Below are 20,542 nucleotides of genomic sequence, written 5' to 3'. Positions count from 1 at the left end.
CGATGAACCCATCGACTCCGTACGAGAGTTACGTGTACGCCTACCCGCACAAGACGGCCTACCGCGAGCTGCCCGAGCCCGCCGAGCTGAGCGGGGAGTGGGCACGGCAGCCCAAGGACGCCCTTTCCCTCTACCTCCACATTCCCTTCTGCGAGGTGCGCTGCGGGTTCTGCAACCTCTTCACCCGCATCGGCGCGCCGGAGGGTCTGACCACGGCCTATCTCGACGCGCTGGAGCGGCAGGCGAGGGCGGTCCGGGGCGCGCTCGGCGACGAGGAGCCCGTGCGGTTCGCGGCGGCCGCCTTCGGCGGCGGGACGCCGACCTTCCTGACGGCGTCCGAGCTGGAGCGGCTCTGCGACATCGCGGAGAAGAGCGCGGGCGCCGATCTGCGGGCGGTGCCGCTGTCCGTGGAGGCCTCGCCGGCCACGGCGACGGCGGACCGGCTCGCCGTGCTGGCCGACCGGGGTACGACCCGGCTCAGCCTGGGCGTGCAGAGCTTCGTGCCCGCCGAGGCGCGTTCCGCCGTGCGTCCGCAGAAGCGGGCGGACGTGGAGGCGGCGCTGGCGCGGGTCCGGGACGCGGCGATACCGGTCCTGAACATCGACTTGATCTACGGCATCGACGGGCAGACGGAGGAGAGCTGGCGCTACTCGCTGGACGCGGCCCTCGCCTGGCGCCCGGAGGAGCTCTACCTCTACCCGCTGTACGTGCGCCCCCTGACGGGCCTGGGACGCAGGCCCGCCGATTCCTCCTCCACCGGGTGGGACGAGCAGAGACTGCGGCTGTACCGGGCCGGGCGCGACCACCTGCTTGCCGCCGGGTACGAGCAGGTGTCGATGCGGATGTTCCGCCGGGCGGACGCGCCCGCGGAGGGCGCGGACGACCACGCCTGCCAGACCGACGGCATGATCGGCCTCGGCTGCGGGGCCCGCTCCTACACGGCCGAACTGCACTACTCCTTCGACTACGCGGTCGGCATGAGCGAGATCCGCGGCATCGTCGACGACTACGTGAGCCGGCCCGAGGAGGACTTCGCACGGGCCGGGCACGGCCGCCGGATCGACGCGCAGGAGGCCCGGCGCCGACACCTGCTGCAGTCCCTGCTCCAGGCGCGCGGGATGCCGGTGGGCGAGTACCGTGAGCGGTTCGGGAGCGGTCCGTGGGAGGACTTCCCCACGGAGCTGGCGGCCTTCGCGGAGCGCGGCTGGCTCGTGGACGACGCGGAGCTGCTGCGGCTGACCCCGGAGGGGCTGGCGCACTCGGACGCGGCGGGCCCGGCGCTGTTCTCGGCGGAGGTACGGGCCACGATGGCCGCGTACACGCGCAAGTGACTGGGGCCGGGGCGCGGAGCGAGGCTGCCTCGATGGACCTGACGGTCCTCTACCGGGGCCCGCTGTCCTCCTGCGACTACGACTGTCCCTACTGCCCGTTCGCCAAGCGGCGGGACAGCCGGGAGCTGCTGACGGCCGACCGGGCCGCCCTGGAACGGTTCGCCGGCTGGGCCGCCGGGAACACCGGCGACCGGCTGTCCGTCCTGTTCACCCCGTGGGGCGAGGGCCTGGTCCGCTCCTGGTACCGGCGCGCCCTGGTGGAGCTGTCACACCTGCCGCAGGTGCGCCGGGTCGCGATCCAGACCAACCTGAGCGGCCGCACCGGCTGGACCGCCGAGGCCGACCGGGACACGCTCGCGCTCTGGTGCACGTACCACCCGGGCCAGACCCCGTACGACCGGTTCCTGGGCAAGTGCCGGGAACTGGCCGCCGCCGGGGTGCGGTTCAGCGTGGGCGTGGTCGGCCTGCCGGAACACCTCGCGGAGGCCCGCCGGCTGCGCACCGCGCTGCCGCCCGAGGTGTACCTGTGGGTCAACGCGGCGGAGGGGCACGCGTACACCGACCCGGAGGCGGCCGACTGGACCGCCCTGGACCCGCTCTTCCCGTTCAGCCGCCACCCGCACCGCTCGGCGGGTCTGCCCTGCCGCACGGGCGCCTCGGTGATCTCGGTGGACGGCGCCGGCACGGTCCGCCGCTGCCACTTCGTCAAGGCGGAGCTGGGCAACCTCTACGACGGCTCCTACCGGGCCGCCCTGCGCCCGCGTGCCTGCCCCCTCGCGGTCTGCGACTGCCACATCGGCTATGTCCACCTGGAGACGCTCCCGCTCTACGACGTCTTCGCGGGCGGCGTCCTGGAGCGGATCCCGGCGGCTCCCGCCCCCGGCGCGGTCCGTATGGGCCTGCCGGTCATACCGGTCACCTCCACCCTCCCGTGACACGGTCGCCCTCCTCTTCGCGTACTGGTGTCCCGAATGGTGGAACGGGTGTCTCGCCGGCTCCGCCCCTTCGCCTATGCTCCGCGCCATGGCCGTCACGGTCCCCGCCTCTCGAAGGAGCCCGATCGCCATGAGCCGCAGCCCCGCCCTCCTCGACGTCAGCCAGGCCCACGCCCGTCACGCCGAGTTCCGGATCGTCGATGTCCGCACCCCGGGCGAGTACGCCTCCGGCCACCTCCCCGGCGCGCTGAACATCCCCCTCGACCGGATCGGCCGCTCCCTGCCCGAGCTGCGCCGGGCCGCGGAGGAGCAGGAACTGCTGCTGGTGTGCGCCTCGGGGACCCGCTCGGAAAACGCGGCCCGGACCCTGGCCGGGCACGGCATCGCGGCCACCAGCCTGACCGGCGGCACCACCTCCTGGGCGGCGCACGGGCATCCGCTCGACTACCCGGACCAAGGTCCCCGCCGGGTATGGGCCATGGAGCGTCAGGTCCGGTTCACCGCGGGCGCGCTCGTCCTCCTCGGCCTGTTCCTCGGTCTGCTGGTGCACCCGGCGTTCGCGCTGCTCAGCGCCGGGGTCGCGGCCGGGCTGGTGTTCTCCGCCCTCACGGACACCTGCGGCATGGCCGTGGTGCTCGGCCGGCTGCCCTTCAACCGCCGCCGGTAGGGGGCGCTGCGCCCGGCCCGGCCGGCGGGCCCGGACCTTACACCTGGCCCGCCGCCAGGCTGCCCCCGCCCAGGGTGAGCGCGGTGTTCACCAGGCCGACGTGACTGAACGCCTGGGGGAAGTTGCCGAGTTGGCGTCCCGATACGGGGTCGTACTCCTCGGCGAGGAGTCCCACGTCGTTGCGTACGGCCAGCAGGCGGTCGAAGAGCTCCCTCGCCTCCTTCTCCCGCCCGGTCAGGTGCAGGGCGTCGGTGAGCCAGAACGAGCAGGCGAGGAAGGCTCCTTCGTCGCCGGGCAGGCCGTCCACCGAGAGCCCCTCGGTGCTGTAGCGGCGGACCAGGCCGCTGCGGCCCAGTTCCTCGCGCACCGCGTCGACCGTGCCGATGACACGGGGGTCGTCGGACGGCAGGAAGCCGACGCGCGGGATGAGGAGGGTGGCGGCGTCCAGCTCGCGGGAGCCGTAGTACTGGGTGAAGGTGCGCCGCTCCGCGTCGTAGGCGTTCTCGCAGACGTCGCGGTGGACCGCCTCCCTCATGGCGCGCCAGCGGTGCACGTCGCCGGGCAGTTTGGGGTTGAGTTCGAGGGTGCGCACGGCCCGGTCGGCGGCGACCCACGCCATCACCTTGGAGTGCGTGAAGTGGCGGCGCGGGCCGCGCACTTCCCACAGTCCCTCGTCGGGGCGGTGCCAGTTCTGCTCCAGGAAGTCGAGGAGCGCGAGCTGGATCCTCCAGGAGTGCCACTCGGCGGGGAGTCCGGCGGAGCGGGCCACGTAGAGGGAGTCGAGGACCTCCCCGTACACGTCGAGCTGGAGCTGGTCGACGGCGGCGTTGCCGACCCGGACCGGCACGGAGGCCGCGTACCCCTTCAGCCAGGGCAGCTCACTCTCCGGGATGCGCCGCTCGCCGCCGATCCCGTACATGATCTGCAGGTCGGCCGGGTCTCCCGCGATGGCCCGCAGCAGCCACTCCCGCCAGGCGCGGGCCTCGTCGAGGTAGCCGGTGGCCAGCAGGGAGCCGAGGGTGAGGGTGGAGTCGCGCAGCCAGCAGTAGCGGTAGTCCCAGTTCCGGACGCCGCCGAGCTCCTCCGGCAGGGAGGTGGTCGCGGCGGCGGCGATGCCGCCGGTCGGGGCGTAGGTGAGGGCCTTGAGGGTGATCAGGGAGCGGACCACCGCTTCCCGGTACGGGCCCTCGTAGGTGCACTGAGCGGTCCATTCCCGCCAGTCGGCCAGGCTCTGCTCCAGGGCGGCGTACGGGTCCAGGTTCTCGGGGCGCGGTTCGTGCGAGGGGTGCCAGGTGAGCACGAAGGCGACGCGCTCGCCGGCGGCGACCGTGAACTCGGAGCGAGTGCTCATGCCCTCGCCCCACGTGTGCACGGAGGGTTCGCTGCGCAGCCACGCGGCGTCGGGTCCGGCGACGGCGACCCGGTCGCCCTCGCGGTTGCCGGCGCGCCGGACCCACGGCACGATGTGCCCGTAGTCGAAGCGCAGGCGCAGGGTGCTGCTCACGGTCGATTCGCCGCCGAGGCCTTCGACGATCCGCATCAGGTCGGGCGCGGTGTCGCGCTGCGGCATGAAGTCGATCACCTTGAACGAGGCGCCGTCCTCGGTCTCCCAGAAGGATTCGAGGACGAGCGTGCCGTCGACGTAGGCCCGGCGGGTGCAGCGTGCGGTAGCGGGGGCGGCGGCCGGGGCGATGCGCCAGTGGCCGTTCTCCTCGTCGCCGAGGAGGGCGGCGAAACAGGCGGCCGAGTCGAAGCGCGGCAGGCACAGCCAGTCGATGGACCCGTCGCGGCCGACCAGCCCACTGGTCATCAGGTCGCCGATGAGTGCGTAGTCTTCGATGGGTTGTGTCATTTAGGGCACTTTCCCCCGAATGCCCGCACTCAATCAGCCCGTACGGGTCCCCGCGCCGCGCCGAGCCGCCCGCCCCGACGGCTCAGTTCCGTACGAGGAGCAGCACGCCCGCGGTCACGACGCCGAGGCCGACCGCGAGGGCGCCGTGGGCGAGGCGGTGGCCCCGCAGGACGGGCAGGAAGCGGTCGGCGGCGTACCGGCCGGGGCCGGTGAGCGCGAGGGCGGCGGCGCCGGCGGTGAGCAGGAGCTCGTACTCGACGCCCTGCGGGGCGAAGAAGGAGCCGGCGCCGTGCACGGCGATCGCGTTGATCATGGTGCCGACCAGGGCGGCGCCCGCCAGCGGGGTGAGCAGCCCGAGGACGAGGCCGAGTCCGCCGAGGGTCTCGGTCAGCCCGGCGAGTACCGCCATGGCGTCACCCGCGGGGTAGCCGCTGGCGGTGAAGAACTGGCCGGTGCCGCTGATGCCGCCGCCGCCGAACCAGCCGAAGAGCTTCTGGGCGCCGTGGGCGGCCATGGTCAGGCCGAGGACCACGCGCAGGAGGAGCAGGCCGACGTCGTGGGCGGGGGTGGACGGGGCCGGGGCGCCCGAGGGGCGCGCGAGGGGGGCGGCGGGTTCGCCGGCCCGCGGCTTCGGCGTGGTGGGGGACGAGCTGGTCACGGGGCTGGGCATGGGAGGTCCTTCCGGTCGGGCGGCCCGAGGGGATGTCGTTCAAATTCGAACGACATCCCCCGACCCTAGCTCCGCATCCGCCGCTGATTCAAATTGGAACGTCACGTGTAGCCTGGGTCCATGGCTGAGACGAAATGGCTGGACGCCCGCGAGATGCGGGCCTGGGAGGGGTTCCTGGCCGCTTCCGCCCTGGTCAACCGCCGCCTCGATCAGCAGCTCAAGGACGATTCCGGACTCTCCCACCCGCAGTACGAGATCCTCGTGCGGCTCGCCAGGGCTCCGGAGCGCGAACTGCGCATGACGGAGCTCGCCAACGGGCTGGTCAACTCCAAGAGCGGCCTGACCTACCAGGTCACCCAGCTGGAGAAGGCGGGCCTCGTCCGCCGCCGCACCTGCCCCTCCGACGTCCGGGGGGTATACGCCGTCCTCACCGAGACGGGCCGCGCCCGGCTGACGGAGGCCGCGCCGGGCCACGTGACCACGGTCCGGGAGGTCCTGGTGGACGTCCTCACCCCCGAACAGCTCGACACGCTCGCGGACGGGCTCGGCGAGGTCAGCCGCCGGCTCCGGACACAGGGCGCCTGATGGACACGACGACCGTCTGGCTCATCGTGGCCGCGGTGGTGGCGGCCGGCCTGGCGGTCACCGCGGCCGTGCTCCTCGTACGGGTCTTCGCGGCCCGCCGGCTCCTGCGCGACGCGGGCATCCCCCTGCGCGACAAGGCCCTGTTCTGGGCCGCCGTCGCGTACACGGTCTCCCCGGTGGACCTGATCCCGGACCCGGTCTACCTGGACGACATCGGCATCCTGCTGCTGGCCCTGCGCTCCCTGCACGCGGCGGCCTCGGCAGCCCGCCCGCCCAAGGAACTCGACGCGGCGTAAGGCATCCGGCATCCGGCATCCCCAGCCTCCGCGCCCGTCGGCTCAACTGACCCCGCGCGGACGGAACTGGACGCTGATGCGGGGCCCGACCGGGCGGGCCGTCTTGGGGACGGCGTGTTCCATCGTGCGCTGGCAGGAGCCGCCCATCACCGCCAGGTCGCCGTGGCCCAGGGGGAGGCGGAGCAGGGTGGCGCCGCCGTCGCGGGGGCGCAGGACCAGGTCGCGGGGGTCGCCCACCGAGAGGATCGCGACCATCGTGTCCTCGGTGGCGGAGCGGCCCGTGCGGTCGCCGTGCCAGGCGACGCTGTCGCGGCCGTCGCGGTAGAGGCACAGGCCCGCCGTGACGAAGGGTTCGCCCAGCTCGGGGGCATAGTGGCGGCTCAGCGCGGCCCGGGCCCCGGCGAGGACGGGGTGCGGCAGCGGGTCCGCCTGGCCGTAGTGGGCCAGCAGGCGCGGGACCGCCACCTCCCGCTCGTACATCTGCCGCCGCTCGGCGTGCCACGGGACGTCGGCCGCGAGCCGCTCGAACAGTGCGTCGGCGCCCGCCAGCCAGCCCGGCAGGTGGTCCACCCAGGCACCGGCGCCCAGCTCCGTACGCCGGGCACCCGCCAGCGGGCCGATGCGGATCTCGTCGCCCTGGTCGAAGAGCGAGCCCTGGAGTGCGTGCATGGGTCCAGAATAGCGCGCAATTCGAACACATGCACGAAAGGCGGGGCGGGGCGGGTGACCGCGCCCCGCCCCGCTCCTCTACTTCAGGTAGGGCCCGGCGGCGCCCACCTTGCCGGGGGCGGCGTTGCTGCCGGCCAGGTCGAGGACGTAGACCCGGAGGTTGCCCTTCCCGGGGGCCGGGACGGACAGGGTGCCGTTGGAGACGGTCTTCACGTCGCCGGTGACGGCGTCCTTGTACGTGCCGTTGGGGACGCCCGCGTACGTGGCGGACCCGGTGACGGTCACCAGGGCGAAGCTGTCCACGCCGGTGGCCGTGTCGGTGTAGCGGCGCTTGAAGGCCATGCCTCCCGAGACTCCCTCCGTGGAGTACTGGCCCATCTGGAGGGCGGGCACGGCGCGGCGGATCTCGTTCAGCCTCTGGAGGTGTTTGACCAGCGGGGATTCGAGGGTGGCGGCGACCGGCCCGGTGGCGGTGGCGACCTTCGAGAAGCCGGAGGCGGTGACCGATCCCGCGATCTTGTCCCCGTAGTAGGCGCGGCCGGTGCCGGCGAGCGGGCAGGTCGGGCCGCAGTCGATCTGTTTGCCGGCCTGGAACTCGGTCTCGGAGCCGTAGTACAGGGTCGGGATGCCGCGGAAGGTCCACATCAGGGCCATGTTCTCGGCCCAGGCCTCGGTGCCGCCCGCGTAACGGGTGGAGGATTTGCCGGGGCCGAAGTCGTGGCTGTCGACGTAGACGACGTTGTAGGTGGCGTCGTTGTAGCTGTCGTCGGAGTCCTTGCCGTTCTGGAAGGCGTTGTTGGCGTCCCCGAAGTTCATGTGCATGCGCATGTCGATGACGTTCATGCCGGAGAACTTGCTGTGGTCGGGGGCGTGGTAGAGATTGCCGCTCAGGAAGGCGTTGGTGCTGGTCGGCTGCTTGGCCGGGTCGTTGTCGGTCGTGTACTGCTGGACGGCGGCGGTGGCGTCGTCCGCGCTGTACGTCGCGGACTCCTTCCAGGTGTAGTACTGCGCGGACTGGTTGGCCGAGCCGCGGTTCCACTTGTCGTTGACGAAGGAGCCGACCTCGCCGAAGACGTAGAAGTCCTCGGCCTTCTGGGCGCCGAACTGCTGGGCCACGCGCTGCTGGATGGCGGGCAGGAAGCGCCGGTTCCAGGTGACGCGGGGGATGTGCACGGCCGTGTCGACGCGGAACCCGTCGACGCCCATGTCGATGTACTTGTTGTACGCGCCGATGAGGTAGTTCTGGACGGCCGGGTTCTCGGTGTTGAAGTCCGCCAGGTCCTCGTGGATCCAGCAGGAACGGGCATCCTCACCCTCCCAGTTGCCTATCCAGCACTGGTGGAACAGGGCCTTGGGGAACATCCCCGAGGTCGGGTTCGGCCACTGGCAGTTGTAGATGGTGTAGCCCTCGGCGCTCCTGTACGGGGTGGCCACGCCCCAGTTGACGCAGGTGTTCCCGGCCGGTTCGGCCGTCGACCACATGTCGCCGTTGTAGTACGACTTTCCGCTCTTGGGGTCGACGGTGAGGCCGTCGTACTCAAAGCCGGCCTGCTTCTCGTCGTAGTACCAGGACCACTGCGTGTCGCGGACGCCGAAGACGGTGGGGGTGAACAGGCCCTTGGCCCCCCAGCGGGCGCTGTGGTTGTACACCACGTCCTGGTAGATCTTGACGTCCTTGGCGTGGGCGGCGTTGATGAGGTCCTGGTAGGAGGCGCCGGCGGATTCCAGGCGCGGGTCGACCTTGTAGAAGTCGTAGCCGTGATAGCCGTGGTAGTCGTAGTCGGAGCGGTTCAGCACGACCGGGGTGATCCAGATCGCGGAGAAGCCGAGCGCTTTGACGTAGTCCAGCTTCTCGACCAGACCCTTGAAGTCCCCGCGGAACATCGGGTCGTTGTTGGCGGCGTTCCCGGACTTCACGTCCTGGCCGCCGCCCCGGTTGTTGGCGCTGTCTCCGTCGTTGAAGCGGGCGGTGAGCACGAAGTAGATCGGGTCCTTGCGCGGGTCGCCGCCCAGCGGCGCGGATCCGGCCGGGGCCGGGGGCCGGGTGCCCGTGGTGGTGGCGGCCGCGGCCGAGGAGGCGGAGAGGTTCCCGGCGGCGTCCACCGCCCTGACCGTGTAGGTGTAGGCGGTGCGCTCCTCCAGCCCGGATTCGGTGAGGACCGTGGAGGTGACGGAGGTGACCACGGCGCCCTTCGTGCCGCCCGAGCGGGTGACCTGGTAGCCGGTCACTCCCCGGTCGTCCGTGGCGGCGTCCCAGGTCACGACGGTGGACACGTCGGTGGCGGCGGCCCGCAAGTTCGCGGGCACGGTGGGCGCGGTCGTGTCGGGGACGACGGCGGCGCACGGGTCGGCGGCGTTCGCGGTGACCGTGGTGTCCTTCACCGTGGACAGGCCCGCGCCCAGGGCGTAGTTCCTGCCGTTGTTGTTGTCCCAGGTGCCGTTGCCGTTGTTGAAGGTGGCGGCGAGTCCGGCGGCAGAGCCGAGCGGGACCGTCTTCTTCACCCAGCCCGTGCAGGCCGGGTCCATGCCGGTGCCGGGGACGGTGGTCCAGGAGCCGCCGGTCGGGGCCCAGTGCAGATTGACGGTCGGCCAGCCGACCGTGGTCGTCGCGTAGTAGACGGTGGCGCTCGCGCCGGTTCCCGTGCCGGTACCGGGGTCGGTGGTACAGGGGTCGCTGTGGGCCACGACCCCGTCCTTGACGGTGATGACCCCGGTACCCAGGGAGTAGTTCTTGCCCCCGTTGTTGTCCCAGGTGCCCTGGCCGTTGTTGAAGGTCGCCTGGAGGCCTGCGGCCGAGCCGAGGCTGACGGTCTTCTTCACCCAGTCGGTACAGGCGGCTTCCATCCCGGTGCCGGGGACGGTCGTCCAGCTGCCGCCGTCGGGGGCCCAATGCAGGTTGTACGCAGCCCAGTTGCGGGTCTTGGTGTAGTAGAAGACCGTCGCCGTGCCGTCGTCGGCCGCCGTCGCGGCGGCGGGGGCGACGGTCGTGGTGGCCGCCTCGGCGAGGGAGGCTCCGGCGGCCGGCAGCGCGGCTGCCAGGCATCCCGCGACGGCCAGCGCCAGGGCCGTGGACCGTCCTCTGGGGTGTGATCGCGTACGTGATCTCAAGGTCTGCTCCTCGAAGCGGGGCCCAACAGCCCTGCGGCTCCGCGGCATTGAAAACTTGCCGCAAGGTTTTGCGGGGAGGTTATCCACCTGTCACCAGTGCGTGAAGCCCCTGTGAACCGGAAATCTCGCCACGGGGCACGCCCGGGCAGCCCGAGAGGACCCTTTATGGGGAGAACCACCGCAATGCCTTGCAGAAATTTTCGCCATGCGGTTCACGCAGGCGAGAGCAGGACTCAGAGGCAGTCGATAAGTCGACACGGGTGATGCGCCCGCCCATCGGCCGACGGCCGCGGGAGCCGCGGGCAGAGGCAGGCAGCCGCAGGGCGGGGCGAAGCCGCCGGGTCCGGCCCGGCCCGCCCCGGCCCTCGACGCTTCGCCGCTACCGGCCCCTACCGGCCGCCGCGCAGGGTTTCGATCTCGCGGCGTTCGCGCTTCGTCGGGCGGCCCGCGCCGCGGTCGCGGATGCCGACCACCGCCGCCTCCACCGGGGTCGGCGGCGGCGGACTGTTGTCCGTCAGGCATTCCGCGGCCGCCGGGGCGCCGACCCGCTTGGACACCGGCCGCCGGACCACCACGATGCGCTCCCGCCCCGCATGGAAGAGGCGCACCTCGTCCCCGGCCCGCACCGCCTGCGCCGGCTTCGCGCGCTCCCCGTTGACCCGCACGTGCCCCGCCCGGCACGCCGTGGCGGCGATCGCCCGCGTCTTCGTCAGCCGGACCGACCAGATCCACACGTCGACCCGCGCCGACCCCGACCCCGCACCTGCGGTTCCCTCTTCAGCCATGCCCCGACTTTAGCGAGGCGAGCGGGGCCGGGCCGAGCCCGTAGAAGCGGAATGACTTTTGGCGGTTCCGACAAGAGTGGTGGTATCTGCCATGGATATCATGCCAATGGAATTGCAAATGCGGCACACGTGCCCCTACCTTGTCGCACATGCAGTCCTACACCATCGGTCAGGCGGCGCGCCTTCTCGGCGTCAGCCCGGACACCGCCCGCCGCTGGGCCGACGCCGGCCGCGTCGCGACCCATCGCGACGAGGGCGGTCGCCGGCTGATCGACGGCCGCGCCCTGGCCGCCTTCTCCGTCGAGGTCGCGCAAGGGGCCCACGCCGAGGACGGCGAGACCTACACCTCGGCGCGCAACGCCTTCCCCGGGATCGTGACCGCCGTCAAGCTCGGCGACGTGGCCGCCCAGGTCGAGATCCAGGCCGGGCCCCACCGCCTGGTCTCCCTGCTCACCCGGGAGGCCGTCGACGAGCTCGGGCTGGAGGTCGGCATGCGGGCCACCGCCCGCGTGAAGTCCACCAGCGTGCACATCGACCGCGCCTGACCTCGCCCGACCCCGCTCGGCACTACCCGTTCAACACCGCTCAGTACCACGCGCCCCCACCCGCTCCGCCCGTCCCCGGCGCGGGTCACCACCGCGCGGATCCGGCACCAGGCCGGCCGCCGACCCGACCGAGGAGCACCAGCTCATGTCCCCGATCCTGCCGCTGAACCGCCGTACCGCCGCGCTCGCCCTCTCCGCCGCCCTGCTCGTGCCGGCGCTCGCCGCCTGCGGCAGCAGCGACGACAAGAAGGACGGGGCCGCCGCCTCCCCGAGCGCCTCCGGGTCCGCCGCGCCCAAGGCCGCGAACCTGACGGTGCTCGCCGCCTCCTCCCTCACCGACGTCTTCAAGGCCGCGGGCTCCGCGTACGAGAAGGCCCACCCGGGGACCAAGGTCACCTTCTCCTTCGCCGGTTCGCAGGAGCTCGCCGCGCAGGTCAAGCAGGGCGCCCCGGCCGACGCGCTGGTCACCGCCGACACCAAGACGATGGACGCCCTGAAGGCCGAGACCAACGACCCGGCGGTCATCGCCAAGAACCGTCTGGTCATCGCGACCGGCAAGGGCAACCCCTTCAAGGTCGCCGGTCTCAAGGACCTCGCCGACACCAAGATCAAGGTCGTGCTGGCCGCGCCCGAGGTCCCGGTGGGCCGTTACAGCAAGCAGATCCTCGACGCCCAGAAGGTCGAGGTGAAGCCGGTCTCCCAGGAGCCCAACGTCCGCGCCGTGCTGAGCAAGGTCGAGCTGGGCGAGGCCGACGCCGGTCTCGTCTACAAGACCGACACCCTCAAGTCCGGTGACAAGGTCGTCGTCGTGGACATCCCGGACGCCGAGAACGCCGTGGCCTCGTACCCGGCCGCCTCGCTCAAGGGTTCCAAGAACGCCGAGGCCGCGGCCGCGTTCGTGGCCTGGCTGAGCACCCCGGAGGCCCAGAAGATCCTCCAGGACGCGGGCTTCCAGAAGGCGTGACCGCCTGACGGGTCCGGTGACGAAGAGGGACTGCCCGGTCCGGGGGGACGGGCGGTCCCTCTTCGCGTGCCGCCCGCCGCATTACGCTTCACACGCCGCCCGGGCCTCCCGACGTCCCCGGTGGCGTCCCGACGTCTTCGGCCAGGAACCCACATGAGCAGACTCCGTACCCACCGCACCCGGCCCCCCGTGGCTCTGGCGCTCCCCGCGCTGCTCGCCGTGGCGTTCCTGCTGATGCCGCTCGTCGGCATCCTCACCCGCACCCAGTGGAGCGATCTCGGCGCGCACCTCACCAGCCCCGGTGTGGTCGAGGCGCTCCGGCTCTCGCTGGTCGTGTCCCTGTGGGCGCTCGGCTTCTCCCTCCTCTTCGGAGTGCCGCTCGCCTGGCTGCTGGCCCGCGTCGAGTTCAAGGGCAAGGCGCTGGTGCGCTCGCTGGTCCTGCTCCCCATGGTGCTGCCGCCCACGGTCGGTGGTGTGGCCCTGCTGCTCGGTTTCGGCCGGCGCGGGCTGCTCGGACCCTGGCTGGAGGGCACCTTCGGCATCACGCTGCCCTTCCACACCTCCGGCGCGGTCGTCGCGGCCACCTTCGTCGCGATGCCCTTCCTCGTGATCAGCCTGGAGGGCGCGCTCGCCGGGCTCAAGCCGAGCTACGAGGAGACCGCCGCCTCCCTCGGTTCCACGCCGCTGCGCGTGTTCTTCACCGTGACGCTGCCGATGGTGGCCCCGGGCCTGGTCGCCGGAGCCGCGCTGACCTGGGCGCGGGCGCTCGGCGAGTTCGGCGCCACCATCACCTTCGCGGGCAACCTGCCGGGCACCACCCAGACCCTGCCGCTCCAGGTCTACCTGCTGCTCCAGGACCAGCCCGAGGCCGCCACGTCCGTGTCCCTGCTGCTCCTCGCGATCGCCATGGCCGTACTCATCGCCCTGCGCGGCAGGTGGACGGGAACCCCCGTCGCCCGCAAGGACCCCGGTGCGCCGGTGGTCGCCGAGGAGGTCTCCGGCCCGGATCCCGTGGGCCCCGTACCGCCCGGGATTCCGGGCTCCCCCGCGTCCCCGGCGTCCCCGGCGTCTTCGTCGACGGAGCCGGCCGAGCAGGGGCGGCCGCCGGCCGGGGCCTGCGCCGAGGGCGGGCACTGGCCGCTGCACGCCACCGTCACCGGTTTCAACGAGCTCACCCTCGACGCCGAACCCGGCACCACCATCGCCGTCGTCGGCGAGAACGGCGCCGGCAAGACCACCCTGCTGCGCGCCCTGCTCGGCCTCACCCCCCGCGCCCATGCCGAGCTCCGGCTCGGCGACGCCGACGTGACCGGCCTGCCCCCGCACCGGCGCCAGGTCGCCTGGGTCCCCCAGGACGGCGCGCTGTTCCCGCACCTGAGCGCGCTCGCCAACACCTCGTACGGGCTGCGCGCCCGCCGGGTGCCCCGGGCCGCCGCCCGGGCCGAGGCGCAGGCCTGGCTGGACCGGCTCGGTGTCGGGCACCTCGCCCACCGCAAGCCCGCCCAGCTCTCCGGCGGGCAGGCCCAGCGGGTGGCGCTGGCCCGCGCGCTGGCCGCCCGGCCCCGGCTGCTGCTGCTCGACGAGCCGCTCGCCGCCCTGGACCAGACCACCCGCGCCCGGGTCCGGCACACCCTGCGCACGCATCTGGCCGGCTTCGGCGGGGTCTGCCTCATCGTCACGCACGACCCCGTCGAGGCGGTGTCCCTGGCCGACCGGGTCCTCGTACTCTCCGACGGGCGGACCCTGCAGGACGCTCCGCCCTCCGAGGTGACCCGGCACCCGCGCTCCCCGTGGGTGGCACGGATGCTGGGGCGCAACGCCTGGCCCGGCACGGCCTCGGCCGACGGGCTGGAACTCGCCGCCGGGGGCCGCCTGGTGGTGGCCGAGGCGCTGCCCGAAGGGGCTCAGGCACTGGCGATCATCGCCCCCGAGGCGGTGTCCGTGCACCGGGACCGCCCGGGCGGCAGCCCTCGTAACGTATGGCCCGGCACCGTACGGGAGATCACCTCGGTGGGAAGCCGGCTGCGCGTGCTGGTCGGCTCGGACCAGGCGCCCGACCTCGTCGCGGAGATCACCCCCGAGGCCGCCGCCGAACTGGGAATCGTCGACGGCGCCGCGGTGTGGACCAGCGTGAAGGCGACCGAGGTCACCCTCGTGCAGCTGTAGGGAAAACCTAGGCGCCCACGTAGGTCGCCAGGTGGTCGCCGGTGAGGGTGCCACGGCCCTCGACCAGGGCGGCGGGGGTGCCCTCGAAGACGATCCGGCCGCCGTCGTGACCGGCGCCGGGGCCGAGGTCGATGATCCAGTCGGCGTGCGCCATGACCGCCTGGTGGTGTTCGACCACGATCACCGACTTGCCGGAGTCGACGAGCCGGTCGAGCAGGCCGAGGAGCTGCTCGACGTCGGCGAGGTGCAGGCCCGCGGTCGGCTCGTCGAGTACGTAGATCCCGCCCTTGTCCGCCATGTGCGTGGCCAGCTTGAGCCGCTGCCGCTCGCCGCCGGAGAGGGTGGTCAGCGGCTGGCCGAGGCTGAGGTATCCCAGGCCCACGTCCGCCATCCGCTCCAGGATCTTGTGCGCGGCCGGGGTGCGCGCCTCGCCGGCGCCGAAGAACTCGGCGGCTTCGGTGACCGGCATCGCGAGGACCTCGCTGATGTCGCGGCCGCCGAGGTGGTGTTCCAGGACCGAGGCGTGGAAGCGCTTGCCCTCGCACTCCTCGCAGGTGGTGGAGACGCCGGCCATCATCGCGAGGTCGGTGTAGACGACCCCCGCGCCGTTGCAGCCCGGGCAGGCGCCCTCGGAGTTGGCGCTGAACAGGGCCGGCTTCACACCGTTGGCCTTGGCGAAAGCCTTGCGGATCGGGTCGAGCAGGCCGGTGTAGGTGGCCGGGTTGCTGCGCCGGGAGCCGCGGATCGCGCCCTGGTCGACCGAGACCACGCCCTCGCTCGCGGGGATGGAGCCGTGGACGAGCGAGCTCTTGCCGGAGCCGGCGACGCCGGTGACCACGACGAGCACCCCGAGCGGTACGTTGACGTCGACGCCCCGCAGGTTGTGCGTCTTGGCGCCGCGGATCTCCAGCTTTCCGCTGGGCTCGCGCACCGTCTCCTTGAGGCTCGCGCGGTCGCCGAAGTGCCGGCCCGTGATGGTGTCGCCCGCCCGCAGACCCTCGACGGTGCCCTCGAAGCAGATGGTGCCGCCCCCCTGGCCCGCGCCGGGGCCGAGGTCGACGACGTGGTCGGCGATCGCGATCGTCTCCGGCTTGTGCTCCACGACGAGCACCGTGTTGCCCTTGTCGCGCAGCCGCAGCAGGAGACCGTTCATCTGCTGGATGTCGTGGGGGTGCAGGCCGACGGTGGGCTCGTCGAAGACGTAGGTGACGTCGGTGAGCGAGGATCCGAGGTGGCGGATCATCTTGACGCGCTGGGCCTCGCCGCCCGACAGCGTGCCCGAGGGCCGGTCCAGCGAGAGGTAGCCGAGCCCGATCTCCACGAAGGAGTCGAGGGTCTGGCGGAGCGTGGCGAGGAGCGGGGCCACCGAGGGCTCGTCGAGGTCGCGCACCCACTTGGCCAGGTCGCTGATCTGCATCGCGCAGGCGTCGGCGATGCTGATCTTCTTGATCTTCGAGGACCGGGCCCCCTCGCTGAGCCGGGTGCCCTCGCACTCGGGACAGCCGCTGAAGGCCACCGCGCGCTTCACGAACGCCCGGATGTGCGGCTGCAGCGCCTCGACGTCCTTGGACAGCATCGACTTCTGGAGCTTCGGGATGATGCCCTCGTAGGTGAGGTTGATCCCGTCGACCTTGATCTTGGTCGGCTCCTTGTGGAGCAGGTCGCCGAGCTCGCGCTTGGTGTACTTGCGGATCGGCTTGTCCATGTCGAAGAAGCCGGAGCCGCTGAAGATGCGGCCGTACCAGCCGTCCATCGTGTAGCCGGGGATGGTGAGGGCGCCCTCGCTGAGCGACTTGGTGTCGTCGTACAGCGCGGTGAGGTCGATGTCGTTGACCGAGCCGCGGCCCTCGCAGCGCGGGCACATTCCGCCGGTGATGCGGAAGCTGCGCTGCTCCTTCACGGTCTGCCCCGCGCGCTCCACGGTGACCGCGCCGGCCCCGCTGATCGACGCCACGTTGAAGGAGAAGGCCTTGGGCGAGCCGATGTGGGGCTTTCCGAGCCGGCTGAAGAGGATGCGCAGCATCGCGTTCGCATCGGTGGCGGTGCCCACCGTCGAGCGGGGGTCGGAGCCCATCCGCTGCTGGTCGACGGTGATCACGGTGGTCAGTCCGTCGAGGACGTCCACCTCCGGCCGGGCCAGGGTCGGCATGAAGCCCTGGACGAAGGCGCTGTAGGTCTCGTTGATCAGCCGCTGCGACTCGGCGGCGATCGTGTCGAACACCAGGGAGCTCTTGCCCGAGCCGGACACGCCGGTGAAGACCGTGAGCCGGCGCTTGGGGATCTCGACGCTGACGTCCTTGAGGTTGTTCACCCGCGCACCGTGTACGCGGATCAGGTCGTGGACGTCGGCGGCGTGCGGCTCGGGTGACTGCGTGCCCGTCCTCGTGACCTTGCTCATCGTGTCTCCATACTGTTGGGCTGACGCCGCACTGTCGGGCCGGCGCCGCCTTCTCGGTCGCGGCAACGCTCCCCTGTCTACCCGATCGGCGGTGTCATCCGGGAGCGGCACCAGGTAGGAGAGGCAGTGGATCTCAGGGCTTGCGGGGCTGGTGGAACCGGATCATGTTTCCGGCCGGGTCGCGGAAGGCGCAGTCCCGGACCCCGTACGGCTGGTCGATCGGCTCCTGGAGGACGTCACCGCCGGCGGCCCGGATGCGTTCGAAGGTGGCGTCGCAGTCGTCGGTGCTGAAGATGACACCGCGCAGCAGGCCCTTGGCCAGCAGGTCCGCCATGGCCTCCCGGTCGGCGGACGAGGCGTTCGGGTTCGCGACGGGCGGTTCGAGGACGATGTCCACGTCCGGCTGTGCGGGCGACCCGAGGGTGACCCAGCGCATCCCCTCGAACCCGACGTCGTTTCGGACTTCCAGGCCGAGGACGTCCCCGTAGAAGGGGAGCGCCGCGTCGTGGTCGTCGACGGCGATGAAGCACTGCGAAAGGTTGATGGTGTCCATGGGTTTCACGCTATGGGCGGGTGGGCAGCCGGTGCTTCTCCGTTCCTGACCGGTTTCACCGGCGTCCGGCCGGCAGTACGGAGAGCCAGTCGCCCACCGCGAAGGCGTCGGCGCCGATCACGGTGCGGCCGGTGCGCGGGGCCGCGACGGTGAGCACGCCCTCGGCGCGGCCGGCCGCGAAGCGGGGGGCGCCGACGGTGATGATCACGGCCCGTTTGCCGGTGGCCCGGCGGAACTCCGCCAGGAGCCGCAGGCGCAGGGCGGCCTCCTTGCGCCCCACGGCCTGCGGCGCGTACGGCTCTACGACGGCCAGCGCGCCCGTGCCCGGCTCCCGGGCGGCCTCCGCGAGGGCCGCGCGCAGGGCCGTGATCCGCTCCAGCCCGCCGCCGGCGAGGGTGGGGCGCGTGGAGCCGAGCGGCAGGAACCGTACGCCCCGGTGCACGAAGGCCGGGCGGCCGGTGCCGGTCAGCGCGAAGTCGACGGCCGGGGTCCGGGCGGAGGTCGTGGCCGGGGTCCGGGGGGAGGCCGCGGCCGGGATCCGGCCGGAGTCCGTGCCAGAGGTGCCGGCGAAGGCCGTGGCAGGACGGGCTCCGGCGGGGGCGACCGCGAACCGCCAGGGCCGGGCATCCACCCGGGCCGCCGTGGCCACGATCGGATCGGGGGCGGTGGGCGTACGGACGACCCCGGTCGGCGGGGTCCGCGCCGCCAGGGTGTCCAGCAGCAGCCTCGGGGCGGCGGGCTCTGCGGTGGCTCCGACCCGGGCTCCGGCCCGGGTGGCCCCGGGGGCGGTGGCCGAGAGCCGGGTCACGCTGAACGGGCGCTCCGCCGTCGCCGGGAGCGGCAGGCTGATCTGCCGCCAGCCGGTCCAGTCCACGGCGGGCCCGCGCAGGACGGCGGCGGCCCCGTCGCCGTCGGCGAGTTCCACCGCGGGCCGGGCCCCGGAGCCGTCGCCGTTCACCCAGAGGGAGAGCGACCGGGCCAGCTCGGGGACCTGGAGGGGCCGGGGCGGGGTCGCGGCGGCGGTCCCTCCACCGGCGGGCGGCGCGAGGGCGAGCCCGCGGCCCGGACGGCCCGCTCCGGGCGCGGTGCCCGGACCGGTCCAGCGGGCGGCGTCCTCCAGATCCGCGAGCGGCCGGTCCGACAGCCCCACCCCGAGGGCCAGTTCGGCCGCGGCCACGGAGGAGGCAGTACCGCGCACCGTGGCGCGCAACGGCCCGGCCGCGCCCGGGACTCGGGCGGTCACCGTGAATCCGCCGCGCCCGTCGTCGGCGACGCTCCACCGGGAACGGTCGAAATCGAGCTCCACGTCGCGGGGTTCGACGACGGCGGCGGCGCCCTGCGCGTCGTACCCGGTCAGTACGAAGCGCGCCCTCTCCCCCTCCTCCGCGAGCCCGATCCGGTCCGGAACGGCCCGGACCCGGGTCACCGCCCCGAGGACGTCGACGCGGAGCGCACCGCGCGCCGCTCCCAGCTCCGCGCGTACCTGCACCGGCCCGGGGGCGGACGCACGCAATCCCCCGGCGGGGTCGATCCGGCCCCCGCCCTCCGGGAGGGACCACCCCGGAGCCGCGCCCCGGGCGGGCACCGGGCCGAGGTGTGCGTCGTGGGGGGTGGCCCTGAGGGTCCGGGTGAGGCCGGGGAAGGCGCGCGCGGCGCCGCCGACGGGCTCGATCCGGTAGCCGGCGGCGCGGCCGGAGCCGGCCGGGGCGGTCAGGACCAGGCCGTTGGGGACCGGGCGCTGACGGCCGTCGGACGGGGAGTTCTCCACGGTCAGGGCCGTCTCCCCGGTCAGCGCGGCGAGCAGCGTCGAGGAACCGCCGCCGTCGAGGTTGAGGGCCTCGTGGGCACCGAGCCGGTGCATCAGCCGGCCGAGCGCGGTCAGGGTCAGCCCCCCGCTGTCGCGCTGGCGGCCGTCGACGGTGACCAGGCGGGCCCGGCGGCCGTCGCCTGAGAAGCCGACGGCGGTGCGCGGCGCGGCCGCGTTGTTCGGTTCGCCGTCGTGGTTCTGCGGGACCCCGGCCACCACGAGCGCCTCCCGGCCGCCGACCGCGTTCGCCGGGAGCGGCCCGCCCCCGGACGCCACCGGCCGGGCCGCCACGGCGACCGCGTCCCCGGGGCGCAGGGCGGCGAGTTCCGGCGCGGCCGTCGCGCCGGCAGCGACGAGCAGGGTGGTGCCGGGTGCGGGACGCTCCCGGCGCGCGGGCCGGCGTACCGCCGCGCGCACGGCCGTGACCCGGCCGTCACGCAGTTCCACCGCCGGTCCGGATGCGGGGAGTCCGGCCGCCGGCCAGGCGGCGGTGTAGACGGCGAAGCCCTCGGCGGGCGGCCGCGCGGTGTTGAAACCGGCGAGCGGGCGGACCCGGCCGCCGGGCAGGGTGACGCTCCCGTCGAGGGCGAGGCGGAGCACCCGGCCCCTCCCGTCGGCGCCGAAGCCGACGGCCTGACCGGCGCCGGGCGAGGCGGCGTGCAGCAGCCGTCCGGCGCCGATGCCGGGGCCGAGCGGGGCGCCCGTACCCCGGATGTCGAAGAAGTCCCCGTTCACGGCAGCGACCACGCGGCGGCCCGGACCGGCGGGGTGGCGGGCGGCGGAATCGGCGAGGGTGGCGGCGCCCCGGCCGCCGAGGTACTCCACACGCACGCCGGAGGCGGCGCCGGCGCCCGCCACCGCGCCTGCACCCCCGCCCGCGCCGGGCCCCGGACCCGGACCCTTACCCGGACCCGCCAGCTGGACGTCGAGTTCGTCGATGCGGAGCCACCGGCCCGCTTCGAGCCGGTCGTACGACTCGAGCCGTACGCCGGGGGCGATCTGCCGGGCGGTGCGGGCCGTCTCGATCCCCTCGCGCTCGCCGCTCGCGGAGGCGTGGGCCTGCGGGGGCGCCGGGGCCACGAGCAGCGCGGTGAGCAGGGCCGGCAGCATGACGGGCAACAGCGGGCGCAGGGTGGACATCCAGGCAGGATCATCCAGCGCCATGCATATGAGTACATGAACACAGCGCGAGGCCGGCGAGTATCAGCCAT

16 protein-coding genes are annotated in these 20,542 nt (G+C 73.2%); 8 read left to right on the top strand and 8 right to left on the bottom strand.

All coding sequences use genetic code 11. The features are described 5' to 3' along the window. The first annotated feature begins 2 nt into the window (after window positions 1–2). The 3 genes from MTF69_RS36910 to MTF69_RS36900 all read left to right on the top strand — a co-directional run bounded on the left by MTF69_RS36910 (window position 3) and on the right by MTF69_RS36900 (window position 2,933). A complete protein-coding gene (locus MTF69_RS36910) occupies window positions 3–1,331 on the top strand; it encodes an STM4012 family radical SAM protein (protein ID WP_374325120.1) in 1,329 nt (442 codons plus the stop codon). A 32-nt stretch (window positions 1,332–1,363) separates the two neighbouring features. Then, window positions 1,364–2,266, top strand: coding sequence for an STM4011 family radical SAM protein (locus MTF69_RS36905; RefSeq protein ID WP_243340830.1), 903 nt, complete (start codon window positions 1,364–1,366; stop codon window positions 2,264–2,266). A gap of 130 nt (window positions 2,267–2,396) precedes the next feature. Beyond that, window positions 2,397–2,933 carry a rhodanese-like domain-containing protein gene (locus MTF69_RS36900; protein WP_243340827.1) on the top strand — a complete coding sequence of 179 codons (537 nt, stop codon included), beginning with the start codon at window positions 2,397–2,399 and terminating at the stop codon, window positions 2,931–2,933. Window positions 2,934–2,970: 37 nt separating this feature from the next. On the opposite strand, the gene MTF69_RS36895 is transcribed toward MTF69_RS36900, so the two are convergent. Then, window positions 2,971–4,785 (bottom strand): glycoside hydrolase family 15 protein, encoded by a 1,815-nt coding sequence (locus tag MTF69_RS36895; protein ID WP_243340825.1) that lies wholly within the window; start codon window positions 4,783–4,785, stop codon window positions 2,971–2,973. Window positions 4,786–4,867: 82 nt separating this feature from the next. Then, window positions 4,868–5,455, bottom strand: a complete 588-nt coding sequence (locus MTF69_RS36890; protein ID WP_243340823.1) for a DoxX family protein — start codon at window positions 5,453–5,455, stop codon at window positions 4,868–4,870. A 120-nt stretch (window positions 5,456–5,575) separates the two neighbouring features. Here MTF69_RS36890 and MTF69_RS36885 point away from each other — a divergent pair, with 120 nt between their 5' ends. Both MTF69_RS36885 and MTF69_RS36880 read left to right on the top strand, forming a co-directional pair. Further along, on the top strand, window positions 5,576–6,040 hold the full coding sequence (locus MTF69_RS36885) for a MarR family winged helix-turn-helix transcriptional regulator (RefSeq protein ID WP_243340822.1): 465 nt from the start codon (window positions 5,576–5,578) through the stop codon (window positions 6,038–6,040). Beyond that, window positions 6,040–6,336, top strand: a complete 297-nt coding sequence (locus MTF69_RS36880) for a YkvA family protein (protein ID WP_243340820.1) — start codon at window positions 6,040–6,042, stop codon at window positions 6,334–6,336. Before MTF69_RS36885 ends, MTF69_RS36880 begins: the two co-directional genes overlap by 1 nt. Before the next feature lie 42 nt (window positions 6,337–6,378). Here the strand turns inward: MTF69_RS36880 and MTF69_RS36875 are convergent, their stop codons facing one another. The 3 genes from MTF69_RS36875 to MTF69_RS36865 form a co-directional block, all read right to left on the bottom strand. Continuing rightward, window positions 6,379–7,005 (bottom strand): alpha-ketoglutarate-dependent dioxygenase AlkB, encoded by a 627-nt coding sequence (locus MTF69_RS36875; RefSeq protein WP_243340818.1) that lies wholly within the window; start codon window positions 7,003–7,005, stop codon window positions 6,379–6,381. 78 nt (window positions 7,006–7,083) lie between these two features. Beyond that, a complete protein-coding gene (locus MTF69_RS36870) occupies window positions 7,084–10,161 on the bottom strand; it encodes a carbohydrate binding domain-containing protein (RefSeq protein WP_243340815.1) in 3,078 nt (1,025 codons plus the stop codon). Window positions 10,162–10,502: 341 nt separating this feature from the next. Beyond that, entirely contained in the window at window positions 10,503–10,898 is a 396-nt protein-coding gene (locus MTF69_RS36865; RefSeq protein WP_243340813.1) for an RNA-binding S4 domain-containing protein, read from the bottom strand. A gap of 149 nt (window positions 10,899–11,047) precedes the next feature. Between MTF69_RS36865 and MTF69_RS36860 the strand changes: the two genes are divergently transcribed. The 3 genes from MTF69_RS36860 to MTF69_RS36850 all read left to right on the top strand — a co-directional run bounded on the left by MTF69_RS36860 (window position 11,048) and on the right by MTF69_RS36850 (window position 14,573). Beyond that, window positions 11,048–11,443: a molybdopterin-binding protein gene (locus MTF69_RS36860; protein ID WP_243340811.1), complete on the top strand. Its 396-nt coding sequence runs from the start codon at window positions 11,048–11,050 to the stop codon at window positions 11,441–11,443. A 145-nt stretch (window positions 11,444–11,588) separates the two neighbouring features. Continuing rightward, window positions 11,589–12,407 (top strand): molybdate ABC transporter substrate-binding protein, encoded by an 819-nt coding sequence (gene modA / locus MTF69_RS36855; protein WP_243340808.1) that lies wholly within the window; start codon window positions 11,589–11,591, stop codon window positions 12,405–12,407. A 153-nt stretch (window positions 12,408–12,560) separates the two neighbouring features. Continuing rightward, on the top strand, window positions 12,561–14,573 hold the full coding sequence (locus MTF69_RS36850) for an ABC transporter permease (RefSeq protein ID WP_243340806.1): 2,013 nt from the start codon (window positions 12,561–12,563) through the stop codon (window positions 14,571–14,573). A gap of 7 nt (window positions 14,574–14,580) precedes the next feature. On the opposite strand, the gene MTF69_RS36845 is transcribed toward MTF69_RS36850, so the two are convergent. The 3 genes from MTF69_RS36845 to MTF69_RS36835 form a co-directional block, all read right to left on the bottom strand. Continuing rightward, window positions 14,581–16,971, bottom strand: coding sequence for an excinuclease ABC subunit UvrA (locus MTF69_RS36845; RefSeq protein ID WP_243340804.1), 2,391 nt, complete (start codon window positions 16,969–16,971; stop codon window positions 14,581–14,583). Window positions 16,972–17,104: 133 nt separating this feature from the next. Then, window positions 17,105–17,524 (bottom strand): VOC family protein, encoded by a 420-nt coding sequence (locus MTF69_RS36840; protein ID WP_243340802.1) that lies wholly within the window; start codon window positions 17,522–17,524, stop codon window positions 17,105–17,107. 55 nt (window positions 17,525–17,579) lie between these two features. Further along, window positions 17,580–20,471 (bottom strand): phosphodiester glycosidase family protein, encoded by a 2,892-nt coding sequence (locus MTF69_RS36835; protein ID WP_243340800.1) that lies wholly within the window; start codon window positions 20,469–20,471, stop codon window positions 17,580–17,582. Window positions 20,472–20,542 lie beyond the last annotated feature (71 nt).

The sequence above is a fragment of the Streptomyces sp. AP-93 genome, from assembly GCF_022808175.1.
Classification (GTDB): domain Bacteria; phylum Actinomycetota; class Actinomycetes; order Streptomycetales; family Streptomycetaceae; genus Streptomyces.
The sequence above is the reverse complement of the archived record's forward strand: the minus strand, read 5'-3'. Positions and strand labels throughout refer to the sequence as shown.

What these genes read in the sequence shown, in the direction of transcription:
- MTF69_RS36890 (WP_243340823.1), bottom strand. Translation starts at nt 5,455, where the DNA reads ATGCCCAGCCCCGTGACCAGCTCGTCCCCCACCACGCCGAAGCCGCGG.
- MTF69_RS36865 (WP_243340813.1), bottom strand. Translation starts at nt 10,898, where the DNA reads ATGGCTGAAGAGGGAACCGCAGGTGCGGGGTCGGGGTCGGCGCGGGTC.
- MTF69_RS36885 (WP_243340822.1), top strand. Translation starts at nt 5,576, where the DNA reads ATGGCTGAGACGAAATGGCTGGACGCCCGCGAGATGCGGGCCTGGGAG.
- MTF69_RS36875 (WP_243340818.1), bottom strand. Translation starts at nt 7,005, where the DNA reads ATGCACGCACTCCAGGGCTCGCTCTTCGACCAGGGCGACGAGATCCGC.
- MTF69_RS36895 (WP_243340825.1), bottom strand. Translation starts at nt 4,785, where the DNA reads ATGACACAACCCATCGAAGACTACGCACTCATCGGCGACCTGATGACC.
- MTF69_RS36900 (WP_243340827.1), top strand. Translation starts at nt 2,397, where the DNA reads ATGAGCCGCAGCCCCGCCCTCCTCGACGTCAGCCAGGCCCACGCCCGT.
- MTF69_RS36910 (WP_374325120.1), top strand. Translation starts at nt 3, where the DNA reads ATGAACCCATCGACTCCGTACGAGAGTTACGTGTACGCCTACCCGCAC.
- MTF69_RS36850 (WP_243340806.1), top strand. Translation starts at nt 12,561, where the DNA reads ATGAGCAGACTCCGTACCCACCGCACCCGGCCCCCCGTGGCTCTGGCG.
- MTF69_RS36845 (WP_243340804.1), bottom strand. Translation starts at nt 16,971, where the DNA reads ATGAGCAAGGTCACGAGGACGGGCACGCAGTCACCCGAGCCGCACGCC.
- MTF69_RS36835 (WP_243340800.1), bottom strand. Translation starts at nt 20,471, where the DNA reads ATGTCCACCCTGCGCCCGCTGTTGCCCGTCATGCTGCCGGCCCTGCTC.
- MTF69_RS36840 (WP_243340802.1), bottom strand. Translation starts at nt 17,524, where the DNA reads ATGGACACCATCAACCTTTCGCAGTGCTTCATCGCCGTCGACGACCAC.
- MTF69_RS36905 (WP_243340830.1), top strand. Translation starts at nt 1,364, where the DNA reads ATGGACCTGACGGTCCTCTACCGGGGCCCGCTGTCCTCCTGCGACTAC.
- MTF69_RS36870 (WP_243340815.1), bottom strand. Translation starts at nt 10,161, where the DNA reads ATGCCGCGGAGCCGCAGGGCTGTTGGGCCCCGCTTCGAGGAGCAGACC.
- modA (WP_243340808.1), top strand. Translation starts at nt 11,589, where the DNA reads ATGTCCCCGATCCTGCCGCTGAACCGCCGTACCGCCGCGCTCGCCCTC.
- MTF69_RS36860 (WP_243340811.1), top strand. Translation starts at nt 11,048, where the DNA reads ATGCAGTCCTACACCATCGGTCAGGCGGCGCGCCTTCTCGGCGTCAGC.
- MTF69_RS36880 (WP_243340820.1), top strand. Translation starts at nt 6,040, where the DNA reads ATGGACACGACGACCGTCTGGCTCATCGTGGCCGCGGTGGTGGCGGCC.